15 protein-coding genes and 1 tRNA gene are annotated in these 17,186 nt (G+C 65.4%); 3 read left to right on the top strand and 13 right to left on the bottom strand.

What is annotated here, in order from left to right; translation table 11 throughout:
• Nucleotides 1–10 precede the first annotated feature (10 nt).
• The 8 genes from AB0313_RS04115 to galU all read right to left on the bottom strand — a co-directional run bounded on the left by AB0313_RS04115 (nt 11) and on the right by galU (nt 7,218).
• A complete protein-coding gene (locus tag AB0313_RS04115; RefSeq protein ID WP_141942489.1) occupies nt 11–907 on the bottom strand; it encodes a carbohydrate ABC transporter permease in 897 nt (298 codons plus the stop codon).
• The gene (locus AB0313_RS04120) at nt 904–1,842 is read right to left on the bottom strand and encodes a sugar ABC transporter permease (RefSeq protein ID WP_366303812.1); all 939 of its coding nucleotides are present in this window, start codon (nt 1,840–1,842) and stop codon (nt 904–906) included. Before AB0313_RS04120 ends, AB0313_RS04115 begins: the two co-directional genes overlap by 4 nt.
• Entirely contained in the window at nt 1,842–3,008 is a 1,167-nt protein-coding gene (locus tag AB0313_RS04125; RefSeq protein ID WP_307306523.1) for an ABC transporter substrate-binding protein, read from the bottom strand. The genes AB0313_RS04120 and AB0313_RS04125 overlap by 1 nt, the downstream gene beginning before the upstream one ends.
• A gap of 352 nt (nt 3,009–3,360) precedes the next feature.
• The gene (locus AB0313_RS04130; RefSeq protein WP_307306519.1) at nt 3,361–4,383 is read right to left on the bottom strand and encodes a LacI family DNA-binding transcriptional regulator; all 1,023 of its coding nucleotides are present in this window, start codon (nt 4,381–4,383) and stop codon (nt 3,361–3,363) included.
• Between the two features lie 84 nt (nt 4,384–4,467).
• Nucleotides 4,468–4,540, bottom strand: a tRNA-Ala gene (locus tag AB0313_RS04135).
• Between the two features lie 133 nt (nt 4,541–4,673).
• A complete protein-coding gene (locus AB0313_RS04140) occupies nt 4,674–5,582 on the bottom strand; it encodes a hypothetical protein (protein WP_307306844.1) in 909 nt (302 codons plus the stop codon).
• Between the two features lie 105 nt (nt 5,583–5,687).
• Nucleotides 5,688–6,308: a GNAT family protein gene (locus AB0313_RS04145; RefSeq protein ID WP_141942496.1), complete on the bottom strand. Its 621-nt coding sequence runs from the start codon at nt 6,306–6,308 to the stop codon at nt 5,688–5,690.
• Between the two features lie 4 nt (nt 6,309–6,312).
• A complete protein-coding gene (galU, locus tag AB0313_RS04150) occupies nt 6,313–7,218 on the bottom strand; it encodes a UTP--glucose-1-phosphate uridylyltransferase GalU (RefSeq protein WP_141942498.1) in 906 nt (301 codons plus the stop codon).
• Nucleotides 7,219–7,332: 114 nt separating this feature from the next.
• On the opposite strand from galU, the gene AB0313_RS04155 reads away from it, so the two are divergent.
• The 3 genes from AB0313_RS04155 to AB0313_RS04165 all read left to right on the top strand — a co-directional run bounded on the left by AB0313_RS04155 (nt 7,333) and on the right by AB0313_RS04165 (nt 9,179).
• Entirely contained in the window at nt 7,333–7,953 is a 621-nt protein-coding gene (locus tag AB0313_RS04155; RefSeq protein ID WP_307306513.1) for a 5-formyltetrahydrofolate cyclo-ligase, read from the top strand.
• Between the two features lie 111 nt (nt 7,954–8,064).
• Entirely contained in the window at nt 8,065–8,337 is a 273-nt protein-coding gene (locus AB0313_RS04160) for an FmdB family zinc ribbon protein (RefSeq protein ID WP_141942502.1), read from the top strand.
• Nucleotides 8,338–8,450: 113 nt separating this feature from the next.
• Nucleotides 8,451–9,179, top strand: coding sequence for an RcpC/CpaB family pilus assembly protein (locus AB0313_RS04165; RefSeq protein WP_307306508.1), 729 nt, complete (start codon nt 8,451–8,453; stop codon nt 9,177–9,179).
• Between the two features lie 35 nt (nt 9,180–9,214).
• Here AB0313_RS04165 and AB0313_RS04170 read toward each other — a convergent pair whose 3' ends face one another.
• The 5 genes from AB0313_RS04170 to AB0313_RS04190 all read right to left on the bottom strand — a co-directional run bounded on the left by AB0313_RS04170 (nt 9,215) and on the right by AB0313_RS04190 (nt 17,181).
• Nucleotides 9,215–13,411: a DUF4011 domain-containing protein gene (locus tag AB0313_RS04170; protein WP_366303816.1), complete on the bottom strand. Its 4,197-nt coding sequence runs from the start codon at nt 13,409–13,411 to the stop codon at nt 9,215–9,217.
• A 128-nt stretch (nt 13,412–13,539) separates the two neighbouring features.
• The gene (gene guaA, locus AB0313_RS04175; protein ID WP_366303818.1) at nt 13,540–15,129 is read right to left on the bottom strand and encodes a glutamine-hydrolyzing GMP synthase; all 1,590 of its coding nucleotides are present in this window, start codon (nt 15,127–15,129) and stop codon (nt 13,540–13,542) included.
• A 114-nt stretch (nt 15,130–15,243) separates the two neighbouring features.
• On the bottom strand, nt 15,244–15,753 hold the full coding sequence (locus tag AB0313_RS04180; protein WP_307306500.1) for a DUF3817 domain-containing protein: 510 nt from the start codon (nt 15,751–15,753) through the stop codon (nt 15,244–15,246).
• On the bottom strand, nt 15,750–16,628 hold the full coding sequence (locus AB0313_RS04185; RefSeq protein WP_141942510.1) for an SURF1 family protein: 879 nt from the start codon (nt 16,626–16,628) through the stop codon (nt 15,750–15,752). Before AB0313_RS04185 ends, AB0313_RS04180 begins: the two co-directional genes overlap by 4 nt.
• A 64-nt stretch (nt 16,629–16,692) precedes the next feature.
• Complete coding sequence (locus AB0313_RS04190) at nt 16,693–17,181, bottom strand: PTS sugar transporter subunit IIA (RefSeq protein ID WP_366303820.1); 489 nt, start codon at nt 17,179–17,181, stop codon at nt 16,693–16,695.
• Nucleotides 17,182–17,186: the final 5 nt, after the last annotated feature.

The following is a 17,186-nucleotide window of genomic DNA, read 5'->3' on the forward strand; positions in this document are numbered from 1 at the left end:
GTGGCGCGGGTCAGCCCTTCACGGCGCCTGCCGTCATGCCAGCGACAATCCGCTTCTGGCAGATCAGCACCAGGATGACGAGGGGGATCGTGACGATGACGGACGCTGCACTGATTCGGCCCAGCGGAAGGTCGAATTCACTCATACCGTTGAAGAACGCGATCGCCACCGGGACGGGCCTAGCTGCGGGCGAGCTGGTCAGGGTGACGGCCAGGAGAAACTCGTTCCAGACCGAGATGAAGACCAGGATTGCCGTCGTCGCCAAGCCCGGAACAGCAAGCGGAAGGATGACCCTCCTGAACGCTTGAAACGGCGTGGCACCGTCCACATAGGCCGACTCTTCGAGCTCGCGGGGAATGTCCCTGAAGAACGAGGTCAGCGTGTAGATCGCCAAGGGCAGCGCAAAGGTGAGTTTGGGAATGATCAGGCCGACGAGGGTGTCGTACAGGCCGATGTCGCGCCAAATCGCGAACATGGGCGCGGCGATTGCGATGGCAGGGAAGGTCGTGACCGACAGGATCAAGGTCAGGAGGAGAGCCTTCCGGCGCATCCTAAGACGGGCGAGCGCATAGGCTGCGAATGACGCGAAGACCAGGGAGATTATGGTCGTTACGACGGCGATAATCACCGAGTTGCGCAGCGCCAGCAAGAAGTCCCCGTTGCCGAACACGGCCACGTAATTATCGAGGGTCGGCTCGCTCGGGAACAGCTCGCCCCGGCCCAGGCTCGCGCCTTTCTTCAGGGAAGTGCTGACCAGCCAGTAGAACGGCACGAGCGAAAAACCCATGGCAAGGATGGCGAATACCCACACTAGGGGGTGGAGCCGTGCCCTACTGCGGCGCGGCGCCGTGGTGCGTAGGGACCGGGTGCTGCCGGCCGCGGCTCGTGAAGCGGTCATTGTGCTCATTGGCGGTCCTCCCGGGCAATGTCGCGGATGTTCCCGCCACCAAAGCGGATGTACACGGCGGAGACGATCATGACAGTGACGAATGTGAGGATGGAGAGTGCCGAGCCCTGCCCGACGAGCCGGTTTTCGTTCAGCTGGGTGTAGGCCAGCATCGACATTGATTGCGTGCCGTTGGCGCCATGCGTGAGCACGAACGGCAGGTCGAAGATCCTTAGTGCGTCCAGGGTACGGAAGATCGCTGCCAGGACAATGGCGGGACGAAGCAGCGGGAGTGTCACGTACGCGAACGTTTTCCACCGGCTTGCGCCGTCAAGTTCGGCGGCCTCATAGGTCTCCTGCGAGATCGCCTGCAGGCCGGCAAGGATAATGAGCGCCGCGAACGGGGTCGTCTTCCACACATCGGCCATCACGATCACGGACATCGCGTAGCCCTGTTCACCAAGCCAGACAACTCCTGCTCCGGGCAGGTGAAGGGCTGCGAGGATCTGGGGCACAAAACCTGTGGTCGGATCGAACATCGTCTGCCAAGTGATAGCGCTGACGACCGTGATGATCGCATAGGGCACCAGGACGACGGTGCGGAGCAGGGCCCGGCCACGGAAGGTGAGATTGAGCAGCATCGCCATCCCCGTCGCCAAAACCATCTCCAGGGTCACTGACGTGGCGGCGAAAAGAAAGGTCTGGCCAAACGCTTTCCACCAGTCGGGACCCGAGAGCGCGGCCGCGTAGTTGCCCAGCCCCACAAAACGGGACAGCCCAGCCTGGATGAGGCTGTACTGGTTGAGCGACAGCCAGATCGCATACCCGATCGGTACGGCCGCTACGAGCGCCATAAGGATGAGCGACGGCGCTGTCATGAAGGCCGCCAGGCGCCGCTCCTCACGATCCCGGGTGCTGCGATGTCGGTCGGGCAGCAGAGTCCGCGCTGTCGTCATCAGAAGCTCGCCTGCGCGGTCTTGATCTGGTCCGCCATGTTCTTCACCGCGTCGTCGGTGGTGGATGTGCCCGAGAGCACGGCGTAGACGTTCTTGTTGATGGCCGCCGAAATTTGAGAATAGACCGGGGAAACGGGCCGGGGCTTAGCGCCTTTGACGGAGACCAGGAGCTCCGTGGCGAACGGCATTTTCTCGAGGACCGCCGGGTCGGAGTACGCTGCCTCTCCCGCGGGCGCCTGGGAGTAATCCATAGCCACATGCTTCTGCCACTCGGGTGAGGACTCGAAGTTCACAAAGGCCGCTGCTGCACCGGGGTTGGAGGCGAAGGCCGAGATTGCGAGGTTCCACCCGCCGAGTACGCCGCTGCCATGGGACTTGCCGTCAAAGGACGGCAGCGGCGCGACGCCGAAGGTGCCCTTGAGCGGGGTGGCGTTTAGCTGGCCGTAGACGTTCGGCCAATTGCGTTCGTATCCGAATTTGCCTGATTCGTAGGCAAGGCGCGTCGCGTTCTCGTCATAGGTGAGCACCGCACGGTCCGCCGAACCGTTCTTAATGCCCTGTGCCATGAAGTCGAGCACTTTGCGGGTCTCAGCCGAATCGATTTTGACGTTTCCCTGCTCATCGATGACGTCACCGCCGGCACTGTAGAGGAGTTCGAGGAAGTTAACTGTCAGCCCCTCGTACTGCTTGGCCTGGTACACCAGGCCGCTGCCGGGCGACTTTGCCGCTTCGGTGTAGAGCTGCTGCCACGTTTCGGGCTTGCCCACCTTGTCCTTGGCGTAGTAGATCAGACCTGCGTTGGTGTAGAACGGCGTCGCCCATGATTTGCCCTTGTATTGGGTCGTCGCGACCGTGGAAGGGATAAGGGTGCCTTTGACGGCGTCGGTCACCTGGGTCATGTCCTGGAGCCAGCCCTGCGAAGCGAACTCGGGCGTCCACGTCACGTCAGTGAGGTACATGTCGCATTCGCTGGATTTGGCCTGAAGCCTTTGCACGGCCTGGGTGCGGCTCTCATCCGTGGTGGCGCCCAGGACCGTATATTTCGCAGTAATTCCCGGGTTCGCTTTCATGAACGCGTCGATGGTGCCCTTGTAGAGACCCACAGAGTCGCGGCCGCCGCAAATTGAAAGATTCCCCGAGGCTCCCTTGGCCGAGGCTGGATCCACGACTGGAGCTGAGGGACCTGCTGCCGGCGCGGTCGCGCTCCCGCACCCCCCTAGGACCAGGCTTATGGCCCCAACGGCCGCCAGGATGCCAGCGGTCCTCCCGCGTCGCAGCGGGCCAGGCCGTCCGACGGTACCTGCGCCGGAAGACGGGTTTGAAGAAATGGTTGCGTCCATACATCGCTCCTTGGGAGTCGCTAGCTCGGGAAACCTCAGGTTTGATGGATCGATTCAGCAACTTTGCCGAATCGATCCACCATGAAGGAAAAGGATTAGCGCCGGGGATCCCTAGGCTTTGAGGGATCGATTCAGCACTTCGCCGATCGTGTCAGGTGATGTGGATCACTGTCAAGGGTTACAGGGATGAAGGCACTCCATGACAACCGCAGGATTCCCGCACCATGAGCTCCGGGGCGAAAATCTTTTCCGTTACGCCTCCCGAAGGGGTTGCGATCTCCTCCAAAAGCAGTTCAGCAACCGCCCGTCCGAGCCTTTCGGGGTGGGTAGCGACGGATGTCAGGGGAGGTTCCCAGAGCGCCGCTGTCCGGACATCGTCGTAACCAATGACCCGCACTTCGCTGGCTCTTCCCGCCTCACGCAACGCCCGATAAACCCCAAAGGCAACCCCGTCGCTCTGGCAGATAATCGCTTCCGGAAGCTGGCGTGCCTGGAGGAGGCGTTTGCCTGCCTCCAGACCACCTGCCCCGTTCGACGCGCTTTCAATCTCCGTGAACCGGTCAGGTTCCAGTCCAGCTTCCCTCAGTGCTGAACGCACGCCCTCGATGCGGTCGCGGCGGGACAGGTGGCCGGAAAAGCCCCCAACGAATGCGTAAGTTTGGCAACCGTGGGCCAGGAGGTGTTGCGCCGCCAGGCGGCCACCTAACCTGTCGTCTGGTCCCACGTAAGGCGCGGGCATGCCTTCCAGGTACTTCGTTACGAAGACGTGCGGCATCCGAGAGGCTTCGAGACCCTCCAGAAAGCTACGGCTGGAGCCGGTGGCCGGCATGATGGCAAGCCCAGCTACCTGGTATTCACGGAGCTCATTAACGAGCTCGTCCTGCCGCACCGGGTTGTCTGACGACGCGACAACAAGGGAGCGGAACCCTGCTTCAGCCAAGGCGGACTCAAGACCCACGAGGAGTTCGCCAAAGAAGGGGTTGGCAATGTCGGTAACCACGACGCCGACGGTGGTCGTCCGCCGCGTTCGAAGCGATGCGGCGCCACGGTTGTAAACATAACCGAGCTCGCGCATGGCCTGATGGACTCGATCCCGCGTCTCGGAGGACACACGCCCCGTGCCCGTGAGCACATTCGAGGCCGTCGTCCTGGACACGCCAGCGTGGGCGGCAACGTTTTTAAGCGTGACAGCAAGGTCCATCCGCAAAAGATAGCACTCCCGCCCGTGTACGGAGCCCAGAAATGCTCCTCCCGTCCATGGTCCCGGACGAGGGCCTGCAATTTGTGGAGCTAAGGAGATTCGAACTCCTGACCTCTTCGATGCGAACGAAGCGCTCTACCAACTGAGCTATAGCCCCGGATCTTTTCCGCGTCCTGCGGGAGACCGCGGCCGGTGCGGAACCGGTGTCCCTAGGCTACAAATTTTCCCGGCCCAACGCCAATTGGCGCGGGCAGGGTGCGGGAAGGACCCCGGCGCGCCCCCACCTGACCCTAAGCGCGGCGGCGCTGAAGGACGTCGTCGAGGTTGCTGAGTGCGCTCTGTGCCTTGGACAGCTGCTGCGCTTCCGCACCGTCGGCGGGCGCCGTAGCGGCAGCGCCCTTCTTCAGTGAAGGCTTGCCAACTGCCTTGGGGGCTTCCGGGAGTTCGAGTGGCTTCGGCTCAGGGCGCTGGGCCTTTGCGGCCTCCACGTAGACAGGCTTCGGAACTTCCACCGGCTCCCAAGGGGTACCGGCGGACGCGGCTGCAGCAGCGGGGGCTGCAGTAGTGTCACCGGCCGCCACAGCCACGGCGAGTGCTGCTTCACGGAGTTCCACCGCAGTCAATGGCTTGATCCTGGCCTGCCCCGCCTCGGCATCAAAGAGAGGGCTGTCCGGCCGCGCAGGAGCGGAGGCAGGCTTTTCAGGATTGACGATGGCGGCGTCCGGACGGCGCGCCGGAGCGCTCATCGCCGAGCGGAAAGCGGCGTTGACCTTGGCCTTGCGGTCCCGGACGGCAAGCGAGCGCAGCAACGCCACCGACCCGGCGGCCAGCAGGGCGCCCAGGAGTGGAAGGGCCGGTGTACCGATACCGAACGGAAGCAGTACACCCGAAATGAAGGCCGTGACCAGGGACAGCAGCCCAACAACGGCCAGGGCGGTCCGACCGTAGCGGACGCGGAACCGGGCCGGCTGCGGGGTGCTTGCAGTGCCGGCACCGGGTGCGGCACTCTTCCTGGGTTCCATGGCTTTCTCCTGCTGGACGGCAACGTTCAGGACCACGCCGGGCAGCTGGTCCGGCTTCTCATCGGCGTGGGCGTCCGCCAGGAAGTCGGCGGCGACCTGGAACTGGCGCCGGCGGTTCCTGAGGACGTAAGGGGCAACCCATACAATCCAGAGCGCGACGGCAACCACAAGGATCACTGAGCTGCTAAGGGGGAAGTCCACACTCAAAACCGTATGAGCATCATGCCTGCTCAGGGCGCATTACCACCGGTGTGTCGTGCCCCCACCGGCAAACCGTTGGATTTAAGAGCGGCGGGAGGCCAGCCACGGGCCGAGAAGCCCGTCCGGGACTTCCTCCGCAGTGAGCGCGAACGAGCGGTGGTCGGCCCATTTGCCGTTGATGTGCAGGAAACGGGGCCGGTACCCCTCGTCCCTGAAACCCAGTTTCTCCACTACCCGCAGGCTGGGGCCGTTCTCCGGCCGGATGTTGATTTCCATCCGGTGCAGGCCGAGGGCGCGGAAGCAGTGGTCCGTCACCAGTGCCACGGAGGTGGGCGCAATCCCCCGCCCCGCACGCTCCCGGTCCACCCAGTACCCCAGGGTGGCCATCATGGCCGAACCCCAGACGATGGACGATACCGTCAGCTGGCCCACGATGGCGGGGTTCCTCAGGCCCGGCATCCACTCGGTGATGAGGAAAGGCAGCGCTGTGGCCTGGGCGGCCTGGACATTGAGGGAGCGGACCATGTGCCGGTAATCGGGCAGGCCGCCTGCAGGATCCGGGTTGGAGGCCTCCCACGGCGCCAGCCACTCACTGTTGCGCGACCGTACGGCGGTCCACTCTTTCTTATCGCGGTACCGGATGGGCCGCAGGACCAGGTCGCCGCATTCGAGGGTGACCGGCCAAATGGGACCAGTGCGCATCGCGTTACCGGGAGAGGCCGGCCGTGAACCCGGGCAGCCATTCCCTCAGGCCGGGCCCCAGGTCCTCGCTGTCGATGGCCAGCTGGACGCATGCCTTGAGGTAGCTCAGCTTGTCGCCGGTGTCGTAGCGGCGCCCGCGGAACACGACGCCGTACACGCCGTGCCCCTCGCCGTCGCCCTGCGCGAGCTCCTGCAAGGCATCGGTCAACTGGATTTCGCCGCCGCGTCCCGGCTCAGTGCGCTCAAGGACTTCGAACACTGCGGGATGGAGGACATAGCGCCCGATCAGCGCCAGGTTGGAGGGCGCTTCCTCCGGGGAAGGCTTTTCCACCAGCCGGTTGACCCGGACGTAGTCCTCGCCCTCGATTTCCTGGACGTCCGCGCAACCATAGGCGCTGATCTGCGAAGGTTCCACCTCAATGAGGGCCACCACGGACCCTCCCGTTTCCGCCTGGACATCGATCATGGTGCTGAGGAGTTCATCGCGGGCATCTATCAGGTCGTCCCCCAGCAGGACAGCGAAGGCTTCATTGCCGACGTGTTGCTTGGCGCGGAGCACTGCGTGACCCAGGCCGTGGGGGTCGCCCTGCCGGACGTAATGGATGTCGCCCAGCTGGCTGGCGGCCTGGATGGATGCCAGTTTCTCCTCGTCCCCCTTGTCCTTCAGGGTTGATTCCAGTGACGGCACCCTGTCGAAGTGGTCCTCCAGAGCCCGCTTGTTGCGGCCGGTGATCATCAGGATGTCATTAAGGCCCACGTGGACAGCTTCCTCCACCACGTACTGGATGGCAGGCTTGTCTACGACGGGGAGCATTTCCTTGGGCATCGCCTTGGTGGCGGGCAGGAACCTGGTACCCAGGCCCGCTGCGGGAATGACGGCTTTGCGGACTCTGGGGTTACTGGTGTTCACCGGTCTAATCTAGCGTCAGTCCCGTCTTTCGGTAACTACCGGCGCGTCAGACGGGTGCCGGGGCAGTTAAGCGGTGACCCGACGCGTACTTACAGGGCAGGCAGGAAGGACACAATGCTTCAGGAAACGAATACGGTCAAGGATGATATCCGGGCCGCCCACCGGCGGCGGCGGGCAAGCCTGCTGCCGGAGCAACTCGAAGCTGCAGGCGTGGCCCTGGCCGTCCACGGGGAAGCCTGGGCCGGCACGGTGACAGGCCGCAGCCCAGGAACGGCGTGCGTCTACCTCGGCGTTGGGCAGGAACCCCCAACGTTGCCCCTGATTGCAGCTTTGCACCGGGGCGGACACAAAGTCCTGCTTCCGGTGTGTGAACCCGGGCGGGAATTGGGCTGGGTGTTCTGGACCCCGGATACCAGGTTTGAGCGCAGCAAATACGCACCCATCCTGGAACCGGCAGGCGAGAGGCACGGGCCCGAAACAGCGGGCGGCGCAGCGATGCTGTTCATCCCTGCCACCGCAGTGGATCTCGCAGGCAACAGGATCGGCCAGGGTGGCGGGTACTACGACAAATTCCTGGGGCACCTCGCGACGGCTGGGAAGGAAATACCCCTTGCCGCGGTTATCTATGACGATGAATTGCTGCCTGCAGGCCGGATTCCCGCCGAAGAATTCGACCGGCCGGTTCCTGCCGTGCTGATGCCGTCGGGATACCGGAAACTGCCGGGCGGGGCCTGAGCCCGGCCCCACCGGGCGCAGTGATAGAATTAGCACTCAGGCCCTGCGACTGCTAATGGTTTACCAGGTGGCAGCACGGGACCTCTCGTTTGCCCAAGAGGAGGAGCACCAGTGCCAACATATGCTTACGCCTGCAAGGATTGCGGCCACGCCTTCGACATCGTCCAGTCGTTCTCGGACAGCAGCCTGACGTCCTGCCCTGAATGCCAGGGGACGCTGCGCAAGAAATTCAACAGCGTCGGCGTCGTCTTCAAGGGCTCCGGTTTCTACCGCACCGATTCCCGCGATTCCAAGGGCAGCTCTGTCTCCCCCGCACCGGCCGCCGCTCCGGCTGCACCCGCTGCAGCCCCCGCCGCTCCGGCGCCCGCAGCAGCGGCCAGCTGAGCGCCTTCACTTTTAGTACGACGGCGGCCGGTGCGCTCCAGCGCCGGCCGCCTTTGTCCACATAGCCTTAGTCCCCGCTCCCCCGCCACACCCTTCGGCGCTAGCGTGGGCGCATGCCCAGACTTCCCCGCCGTCGCCGCGACGGTTTCCGGCTCTCCACACCCCCGCACAGCCTCCAGGCCCGGTCGAAAAGCCGCCCCGTGCGCGTCCGGCTCGGCGCCTGGCTGAACCGCAACCGCCGCCTCGCCGCAGCTTTGTTGTTCTGTGCTGCCGCAGCTGTCGCCGTCCAGCAGCTCACTCCTGCCCCGCTTTCCACTGTCCCGGCGTTGGCCGCGGCGCGGGATCTTCCCGCCGGAAGCGCGGTAACGGCCGCCGACCTGGCCCGGGTCCAGGTTCCGCCGGGAATGGTGGCCGATGGCGTCCTCCAGGACGGCGCCGCGGCGGCCGGCAAGCAACTCGCCGCGCCGGTCCGCAAGGGCCAGCTCCTCACGGACACCCAATTCCTTGGTCCCGGACTGCTGGCAGGTACTCCACCCGGTTCAGCCGCCGTTCCGCTGCGCATGGCTGACGCCGCGTCCATCCAACTTGTTTCGCCTGGCCAGCTGGTTAACGTGGTGCTGACGTCCGCCAACGGGTTCGACCAGCAGGGCCCCTCCGAGGTGCTGGCATCCGCGGTCCCCGTGCTGTGGACGTCAAACAATGGCGGCCAGGGCGGACAATGGCTTGGTACGGGCGAAACGGACGGACTGATCGTGGTGGCAGCAACAACGGAACAATCATCCCGCCTGGCCGGAGCCTCCACCCAGGGCAGGCTTTTCTTCGTCCTGGTCAGCCCGCAGTAAGCGGGGCAGCGCCTGCACGGAACGGGCGGAAGCGGTCAGCCCCAGTGCGGCGGCCTTTGCTCCTTCAGCCAGGTATCGTGGTCCTCTTCCCGGTCACCCCAGCTGCGGGCATCGTCTTCCGCGGCTTTGCTCGGGAGGATCTCTTCGGTCCCTCCGGTTGCGGTCCGCGCCGCCGGTGCAGGTGCCGTGGGCTCGGGCCCGTCGGTTCCCTCCGCAGTGCTGTCGTTCGTATTTTCGTTCTGGCGCATAGCTTCGTCGTGCCTGTCTTCCTCAGGGCTGCTCTCTTCGGCCACGTGGCCGTCCTCCTTGCCGGCGGCGTCCCCCCGGCCGTCCCCGCCATCCCTGTTCCTGGTTGCGGCCGCTTCACGCGCCCGGTACCCGGTGGAGGCGGACCGCCCGGCGTCCAGCCCGTGGAACGTCTGGTCAAAGTCGTCATCGAGGAAGCCGCCCGGCTGCGTTGTCCTTGCCGGCAAGACCATTGTCTCAAGGCCCAGGTAGCCGGCAATCCGGTCTGCGCAGGAAGAGGGGTCGGTGAACACCTCGATGGTCCACAGCGGCATGTAGCGCCACCCCAGGCGTTCCAGCAGCTGCGGGCGCAGCCGGCTCCGTTCGCGAACGCTCATGCTGCGGTACTGGGCGGTGCCGTCCGATTCGATGGCCACGGGCCGCGGAAGGTCCGGGTCGTCCTGGCCCATGGTGTTCAGTGGGTCAGCCGCGGCCACAACGTCGATGGCACCGTCATACTGGTGCCAGACCCGGGCGCCCCGGGCACGCAGCCGGTCCCCCAGGTCCGCCACGAGGGGGTCCGCTCCCAGGGACTGTTCGCTGGCGGCGGCACGGGACGCAGGGGTACCAAGGTCCGTATTGCCGGAAATCTCCCGGTCCAGCAGCGCGTAGAGGTCCACCGCTCCGTGGGTGAGCCGGGTGTGGTCCAGGTCCTCGGGACGGAAGCACGTCAGCACGTGCATGGAACGCCGGGCCCGGGTCATGGCCAGGGCGAACTTTTCCCGGCCGCCCTCCGCGGACAGCGGCCCGAAGTTGTGGAGTGCCCGGCCGTGGGGGGTGCGCCCGAATCCCGGCGAGAAGATCACGTGGTCGCGGACCAGGCCCTGGGCCCGTTCCAGGTCGACCACCCGGAAGGATTCGGGACCGGCACCAAAGAAGCCGGACAGTGCGGGCTGGTTGGACAGCTGGAGCCTGATGGATTCGCCGATCCTGGCAGCGTGCCGCAGGCTGGCTGTTACGACGGCGAGGGAAGTCCGCGGACGCAGGCGTGCGTGTTCGAAGACCAATTCCACCACCCGGTTGACCTCGGCGACCACAGATTCCACGCCCTCGTGATCGGCACTGGGAAGGCCGGTGCCGTCGGGAAGGTACTCCACGAGAAGGGAGCGGTCCAGTCCGGTTGCTGACTGTCCTTCAGGCAACCGGCGCAGGCCGCCGTCGTAGAAGCTCTTGCTCAGCTGCAGAACCAGGTCCTCGTCCACCGCCCGGTATACCTGGTTGAGGCGCCAGACGGGCAGGACTGCAGAGAGCGCGGTGAAGGCGCTCTCCACACGATGATGGGCGGACTCTCCCGGTGCCAGCCGCTCCACACCGACGGTGAAAGTCCTGGGCGTGGCAATGCGGGAGTCACCGAAGGCAATCACCTGCCGTGCCCGGGCGATCGAGGGCAGCACAGCCTGCAGCGACGTGGCCTCGGCATCGAGGATCACGACTGCGTCGAAGTGCTGTTCCGCCGGAAGGAGGCCTGTCATCAGGTAGGGGCTGACCGACCAGACGGGAACCAGCGTCCCGATCAGGTCCGGAGCCTGTGCCGTCAGCGCCGCCAAGGAGACGCGGCCGTCCTTGAGCAGGCTCCGCAGGAGGTCCGCCTGCCGGGGCTGGGCCGCGATAGCGCTCCGCCACCGCTCCGCCAGGTCCCACCGCAGGCGTGCGGCACCGCTGGCGATGTGGGCGTTGTCCGCCAGCCGGTACTCTGCCTCCAGCTGGCGCAGGGCGTCGCCGTCGGACATGGCAAGGTAGTCGTCGCCGCTGATCATTGCCTCGAGCGCGGACTGCCACCATGCCAGTTCCAGCTCGGCGGTTACCGATGATTCCGGTACTTCCCGTTCAGCGAGGTCGGCCAGGAGCTCGCCGAGGCCGTGTTCGCGCATGTTCTCGATCAGGAGCGTGCGTTCGGGCAGTGTCTGCAGGGTCTCCGTGTCTGCCACCAGGCGTTCCAGGCGTTGCATCAGCTGTGCGTAGGGAACGGTGGTCAGCGAGCCGCCGTCTTCGGTATGCCGGAGCGCCTCACCCAGCTGCGCCAGTTCCTGCGCCAGGGAGCGGTACATGGAGTTCATCTCGGCCAGGCCGGACGGAACCGCGGGGTGCCGCTGGGTGGTGGCGTAACCGGCCCACAGGGCGCGCTGCTCCTGGACCAGCAGCAGTGATGAGTGCAGGTCGGCGATGTGCACGCCGGGGCGTACGTACTCTTTGGCCACCCGGCGAAGCCTGGAGCGTTGCATGGACGTCATCTCGATGCCGCGTTCGCGCCGCCAGGCGGACGGTGCCGTGGCGGAAATCAGGTCCGTCACCGGCCGGTCGAAGATGTCCGGAGTGAACTTGTCCAGGCTGCCGCGTACGGCCACCAGCAGTTCAAGCTGCTCGCCCCATTCAGCGAAGGATTCGCCCAAACGGATTTCGGCATGCTCAGCCACGGCGTCCATCCGGTCGCGCAGGAGGGGAAGGCTCTTGGCAATGGAGCCCACCAGGTCCTGGGCTTCCTCGGTCTCCTTGCGCGTCAGGAGCCGGGCGCCGTGCCATGGGCTGGTGGTGGCCGCCTTGCTGAAGCTGCCCAGTTCTGCGGCACGCCGAAGCCTGCCGGCAAGCTCCTCGCGGTCCCGGATGTTGTCCAGGACGCTGCGCTTGAGCCTGACCGTGGTGGCGGGGGCGGGATGGATGGAGGTGAGCTCGGCGAGCGACTGCATGGCCTGGTAGGGCGAGCAGCCCCACCGCTCCCGGACGTTGTGGAGGGATGCCACATGGTCCATGAGGGCATGCCGGTGCTCGGTGAGCGTGGTGTGGAGGTTCCCGAGCTGCGGTTCCAGCGACTTTTCGTTTCGGACAATCGCCCGGACCAGCTGGCCCTTCAGCTGCTGCGCGCTGACGTTTCCCGAAAGCTGGAACAGGATGGACTCCAGGCCCAATGACTCCAGGTGTCCGGTTACCTGGTTGAGGCTGGCGCGGCGGTCGCCCACCACCAGCACGGTCTTGCCGGCGTCCACCAAGGCACCGATCGTGTTGATTGCGGTCTGGGTCTGGCCGGTGCCCGGTGGGCTGCTGACAACAAGGGAGTCACCGGCCCGGGCCGCATCGATCACGTACTGCTGGTCCGCGTCCGCGTCAAGCAGGAGCAGTTCGTCCTCGGGGTGCCTCCTGTCCAGGTGCGGGAAGCGGGACGGATCCGGCTCCTCGACGTCCACCACTTCCCCGCCGGCAGCGGTGGCCAGCGCGGAGACGATGGGGTGGTTGTCGTTGATCCAGGGGTCATCGAGGTTGCCGGAGAGGTCCGCGAAAGTGGAGACCAACAGGTTGTGCTGGGTTTCCGCGCCGTGAATGGGCCTGATCAGGGTGGCCAGCCGGTCCAGGACGGGCTGGGGGTCGAACCGGGCGGTGCTGTAGGCCAGCCGTGTTACGGCGTTCACGTCGAAGACAATGCCGTGGATGTTTTTCAGGTGCCGCACCAGTGCAGGATTGATGTGCGCCTGCTCGGTGAGCTGCAGTTCGAAGTCATCCTCCCCCGGCCGGACCGTAAGGGAAATCGCGGTCAGCATGACCGGGGCGGACACACGCTGGGGTTTACCCCCAACGGCGGACGTCCACACCACGGTACCCGCGGAGAGGTAGCCGGCATCGATGCCGCGGTCGTTGGCGAGTTCGAAGATCTTGGAGCGGATGTTCCGTGAGGCCCTGGCGGCCACCACATACTGCTGGCGGTCCCGGATCAGTGTGGACAGTCGTGTGCGGCGCCCGGCCATGAGCTGGGCCAGTCCCGAGGGGTGCGCCGAGGTGAGGTCGATGGAGCCTTCGGGCGTCTTGGTGAAGCGCAGCATTGTGTCCGCACCAGTAACAGGTTTGAGCCCGGACAGCCATTTGCGAAGCTCTTCCGAGCCTTCCGGGTGGCCTTGACCAACTGACACTTCTGCCTTCTTTTCTGCGTTTGCACGTGACGCCCTGGACCATACCGGCATAGGTTCGAGAGTAGCCGCTTCGATGCCGGACTTGAGAGACCGCAACACTGGGGCAGGGAAATTGCGGAGGATTTCGCCGGGAAAAGCAGTGGCCGGCCCCCGCTCTCGGAGGCCGGCCACTTAGGATGCTATTCCCACTCGATGGTTCCCGGCGGCTTGCTGGTGACGTCCAGCACCACCCGGTTGACGCCGTCCACTTCGTTGGTGATCCGGTTCGAGATCCTGGCCAGGAGGTCGTACGGCAGGCGCGACCAGTCGGCCGTCATGGCGTCCTCCGAGGACACGGGACGCAGCACGATGGGGTGGCCGTAGGTGCGTCCGTCGCCCATGACACCGACGCTGCGGACGTCTGCCAGCAGGACGACGGGCATTTGCCATACTTCGTTGTCCAGGCCCGCTGCGGTCAGCTCGGCGCGCGCGATGGCGTCCGCCTTGCGGAGCAGGTCCAGCCGCTCCTTGGTGACCTCGCCCACGATCCGGATGCCCAGGCCGGGGCCGGGGAACGGCTGGCGGCCGACGATCTCCTGCGGCAACCCCAGCTGGGCGCCCACGGCGCGGACTTCGTCCTTGAACAGGGCGCGCAGCGGCTCGACGAGTTCGAACTGCAGGTCCTCGGGGAGGCCGCCCACGTTGTGGTGGCTCTTGATGTTCGCGGCACCTTCGCCGCCGCCGGATTCGACGACGTCGGGGTACAGGGTGCCCTGGACCAGGAACTTGATCTTCTCTCCGTGGGCCGCGGCCTCGGTGATGATGGCCAGTTCGGCTTCTTCAAAGGCGCGGATGAACTCGCGGCCGATGATCTTGCGCTTGGTTTCGGGGTCGCTGACGCCGGCCAGTGCGGAGAGGAAGCGTTCCTGCTCGTTGGCCACGTACAGCTTCACGCCGGTGGCGGCCACGAAGTCGCGTTCCACCTGTTCGGCTTCGCCCTCGCGCAGCAGTCCGTGGTCCACGAAGACGCAGGTGAGCTGGTCGCCCACCGCGCGCTGGACCAGGGCTGCAGCGACGGCCGAATCCACTCCACCGGAAAGGCCGCAGATGACGCGCGCATCCCCGATCTGCTGGCGGATGCGCTCCACCTGCTCTTCCAGGATGTTGCCCGTGGTCCAGTTGGGTTCGATCTTGGCGCAGTTGAAGAGGAAGTTCTCGAGCACCTGCTGGCCGTAAGCCGAGTGCTTGACCTCAGGGTGCCACTGCACCCCGAAGAGGCCCTTTGCTTCGTTGGCGAAGGCTGCCACTTCAGCGCCCGCCGTCGTCGCCAGGACTTCAAAGCCCTCCGGCGCCTGGTGGACGGAGTCGCCGTGGCTCATCCAGGTCTTCTGGTGCTGGGGCATGCCTTCCAGTACGGAGCGCCCTTCGCCCAGGATGGTGGTCTCCGTGGAGCCGTACTCGCGAAGGCCCGTCTTGTCCACTTTGCCGCCCAGTGCGTTGGCCATCGCCTGGAAGCCGTAGCAGATCCCGAAGACGGGGACGCCTGCTTCGAAGAGGTCGGCACCCACGCCCGGGGCGCCGTCGGCGTAAACGCTGGAGGGTCCGCCGGAGAGGATGATGGCGGAGGGGTTCTTGGCCAGGAGCTGCTCGGTGGACCAGGTATGCGGAACTACTTCCGAATACACGTTCGCTTCCCTGACGCGGCGGGCAATCAGCTGCGCGTACTGGGCACCGTAATCAACAACCAGCACCGGCTTCTGGGAAGTCTGGGATGCAGTGGGAGTAGTCACCGTAATAGCCTACTTGGCGCCCTTGCACCGGCGCATCTTGGGAGGCCTCGCTGTGACGGAGCAAACGTTCGATGGCGGCCAGCTAAGCGGGTGCCGGCAGACGGCTGGAGCGGCTTAGTAGCGCTGCGGCGCCTGCGGGTTGGCGGCCAGTTCCGCCTCCACCTCGGCATGGAACTTCTTTTCGACGATGAAGGACAGGAACGGCACCACGCCGCCGAGGGCGAGCAGGACCAGCTTCAGGAACGGCCAGCGCATCAGCGACCACAGCCGGAAGTTGGACACCAGGTAGACCACGTACATCCAGCCGTGCACGATCAGCACGGTCACGGACACGTTGACGCCGTTCAGCACCGCCGGCGGCTCGGCGCCGGCGAACCCGAAGCCGAACGGCTGCCCGGTGAGGGCGTCCGTGCCGCCGGCGAACAGGTACTGGCCGAAGCCGTACCGGACAACCAGTTCGGCGCACAGCAGGAGCAGCATGGTGCCGGTGAGGTAGGCCATGACTTTGTAGAACTTCAGGGCTGACCGGATCTGCGCCTCGGTACCGCCGAAGCGGCGCTTCTTGCCGGAAGCCTGGCCGCCGCGGGCCTGCGGGGACGGGGTGGCGGGTTTCGGATCAATCATGGCTGTACCTTTTGTTCGTGCGGACCGGGCTGCTGGTGCTGTCCGGTCTGCGGCGTTTCGTGCTGGTGCTGTTCGGAGGTGGGGGCGCCTTCATCCTCGAGGGCTTCCTCCAGGTCGCGGTGGTAATCGTCTTTGACCAGCCGCCACCAGATAAAGAAGGCGAAGCCCGCGAAGACCACCCACTCGATGGAGTAGAAGAGGTTGAGCCAGTTGATGTGCTGTCCTGGCGGCTGCGGCCCGATATTCAGGGGCTGGAGCTTCCCCGGTGCTGCGGCGGCACTGACGTCCTGGCCGCCCACCACCTCTGCGGTGGCTGACACGAAGCCGGGGTAGCTGCTCACCTCCCAATCGTTGATGAGCTCCGCCACGGAAACGGCTGAAGCTTCTCCGGGCTTGGGGTCTTTCCCGCCCACGGGGGCTTCGGAGGGCAGCAGGCGCCCGGTCAGTTGAACAGCGCCCGACGGCGGTGCTGCCGCATCCCCGGGTTCGGCCACCCAACCGCGGGCCACGGGGATCCAGGTTTGTGGTGAGGCGCCGGCTCCCGTCAGCGCGGGCGCGCCGCTGACGGCGAAGGCGCTCACGACCCAGTAGCCGGTCTTCCCGTCGTGGAGCCTGCCTGGTATCAGCACTTGCTTGTCGGGACTGTACGTTCCCTGCGCAGTGACCATCTGGTCAGCAACGCTGCCATGGAAAAACTCGCCGGGCTGCAGGGTGCCGGTGAGCGGCTGGACCTGCTCGGACGCCGGATTCACCGGGACCTCGGGTTGCGTGGAGCGGCCGAACTGCCACTGGCTCAGCAGCACGAACACCCCGGAGAGAACGATCGCCAAGACAAAGCCAGCGATCCATCGGGGCTTAAGGGCTGTTTTCCACACGTCTTAACCGTACTTCGTACTTCTGTAGAACAACTAAACGCGGGGCTTCCGCCCCCCGGCCTGCCTAGTGGTCGAAGAACACCAGGCTGGAATTGATGAGCTCCGCGATCACTTCGGCGTCGTAGGCACGCCGAAGTGATTCGCGGAAGGATTCCTTCGAGAGCGACCGGGCCAGCGTGGCCAGCACCTCCAGGTGGTCCGAAAAGGAGCCGGCCGGCGTGGCAATCAACAGTATGACCGAGGCCGGGCCATCAGCGGCACCGAAGTCCAATGCATGCCCGTACTTGGCAATCCCGACCGCGATGGAGGTCTGGGAAACGAACTCGCTGCGTGCATGTGGCAGCCCGATGCCTCCCGGGAGCCCCGTAGCCAGCTGGTGCTCCCGGGCATTGACGTTCTTCAGGAACCCGTCAAGATCCGATATCCGCCCGGCGGCATACAGCCGCTCTGCCAGTTGGGTGGTGGCGTCGGTCTTGTCCTTCGCCTCCATTTCCAGGATCACCATCTCGGCGGTTGTCAGGTGGGCGTCATACGGGTCCAGTGGTTCCGCCAAGGCGT

It is taken from the genome of Pseudarthrobacter sp. NPDC080039 (assembly GCF_040702335.1).
Lineage (GTDB): Bacteria > Actinomycetota > Actinomycetes > Actinomycetales > Micrococcaceae > Arthrobacter > Arthrobacter enclensis_A.

Coding starts and splice junctions, on each gene's coding strand:
- AB0313_RS04115 (WP_141942489.1), bottom strand. CDS start 907: ATGAGCACAATGACCGCTTCACGAGCCGCGGCCGGCAGCACCCGGTCC.
- AB0313_RS04120 (WP_366303812.1), bottom strand. CDS start 1,842: ATGACGACAGCGCGGACTCTGCTGCCCGACCGACATCGCAGCACCCGG.
- AB0313_RS04130 (WP_307306519.1), bottom strand. CDS start 4,383: ATGGACCTTGCTGTCACGCTTAAAAACGTTGCCGCCCACGCTGGCGTG.
- AB0313_RS04145 (WP_141942496.1), bottom strand. CDS start 6,308: ATGCGCACTGGTCCCATTTGGCCGGTCACCCTCGAATGCGGCGACCTG.
- AB0313_RS04155 (WP_307306513.1), top strand. CDS start 7,333: ATGCTTCAGGAAACGAATACGGTCAAGGATGATATCCGGGCCGCCCAC.
- AB0313_RS04165 (WP_307306508.1), top strand. CDS start 8,451: ATGCCCAGACTTCCCCGCCGTCGCCGCGACGGTTTCCGGCTCTCCACA.
- AB0313_RS04170 (WP_366303816.1), bottom strand. CDS start 13,411: ATGCCGGTATGGTCCAGGGCGTCACGTGCAAACGCAGAAAAGAAGGCA.
- AB0313_RS04180 (WP_307306500.1), bottom strand. CDS start 15,753: ATGATTGATCCGAAACCCGCCACCCCGTCCCCGCAGGCCCGCGGCGGC.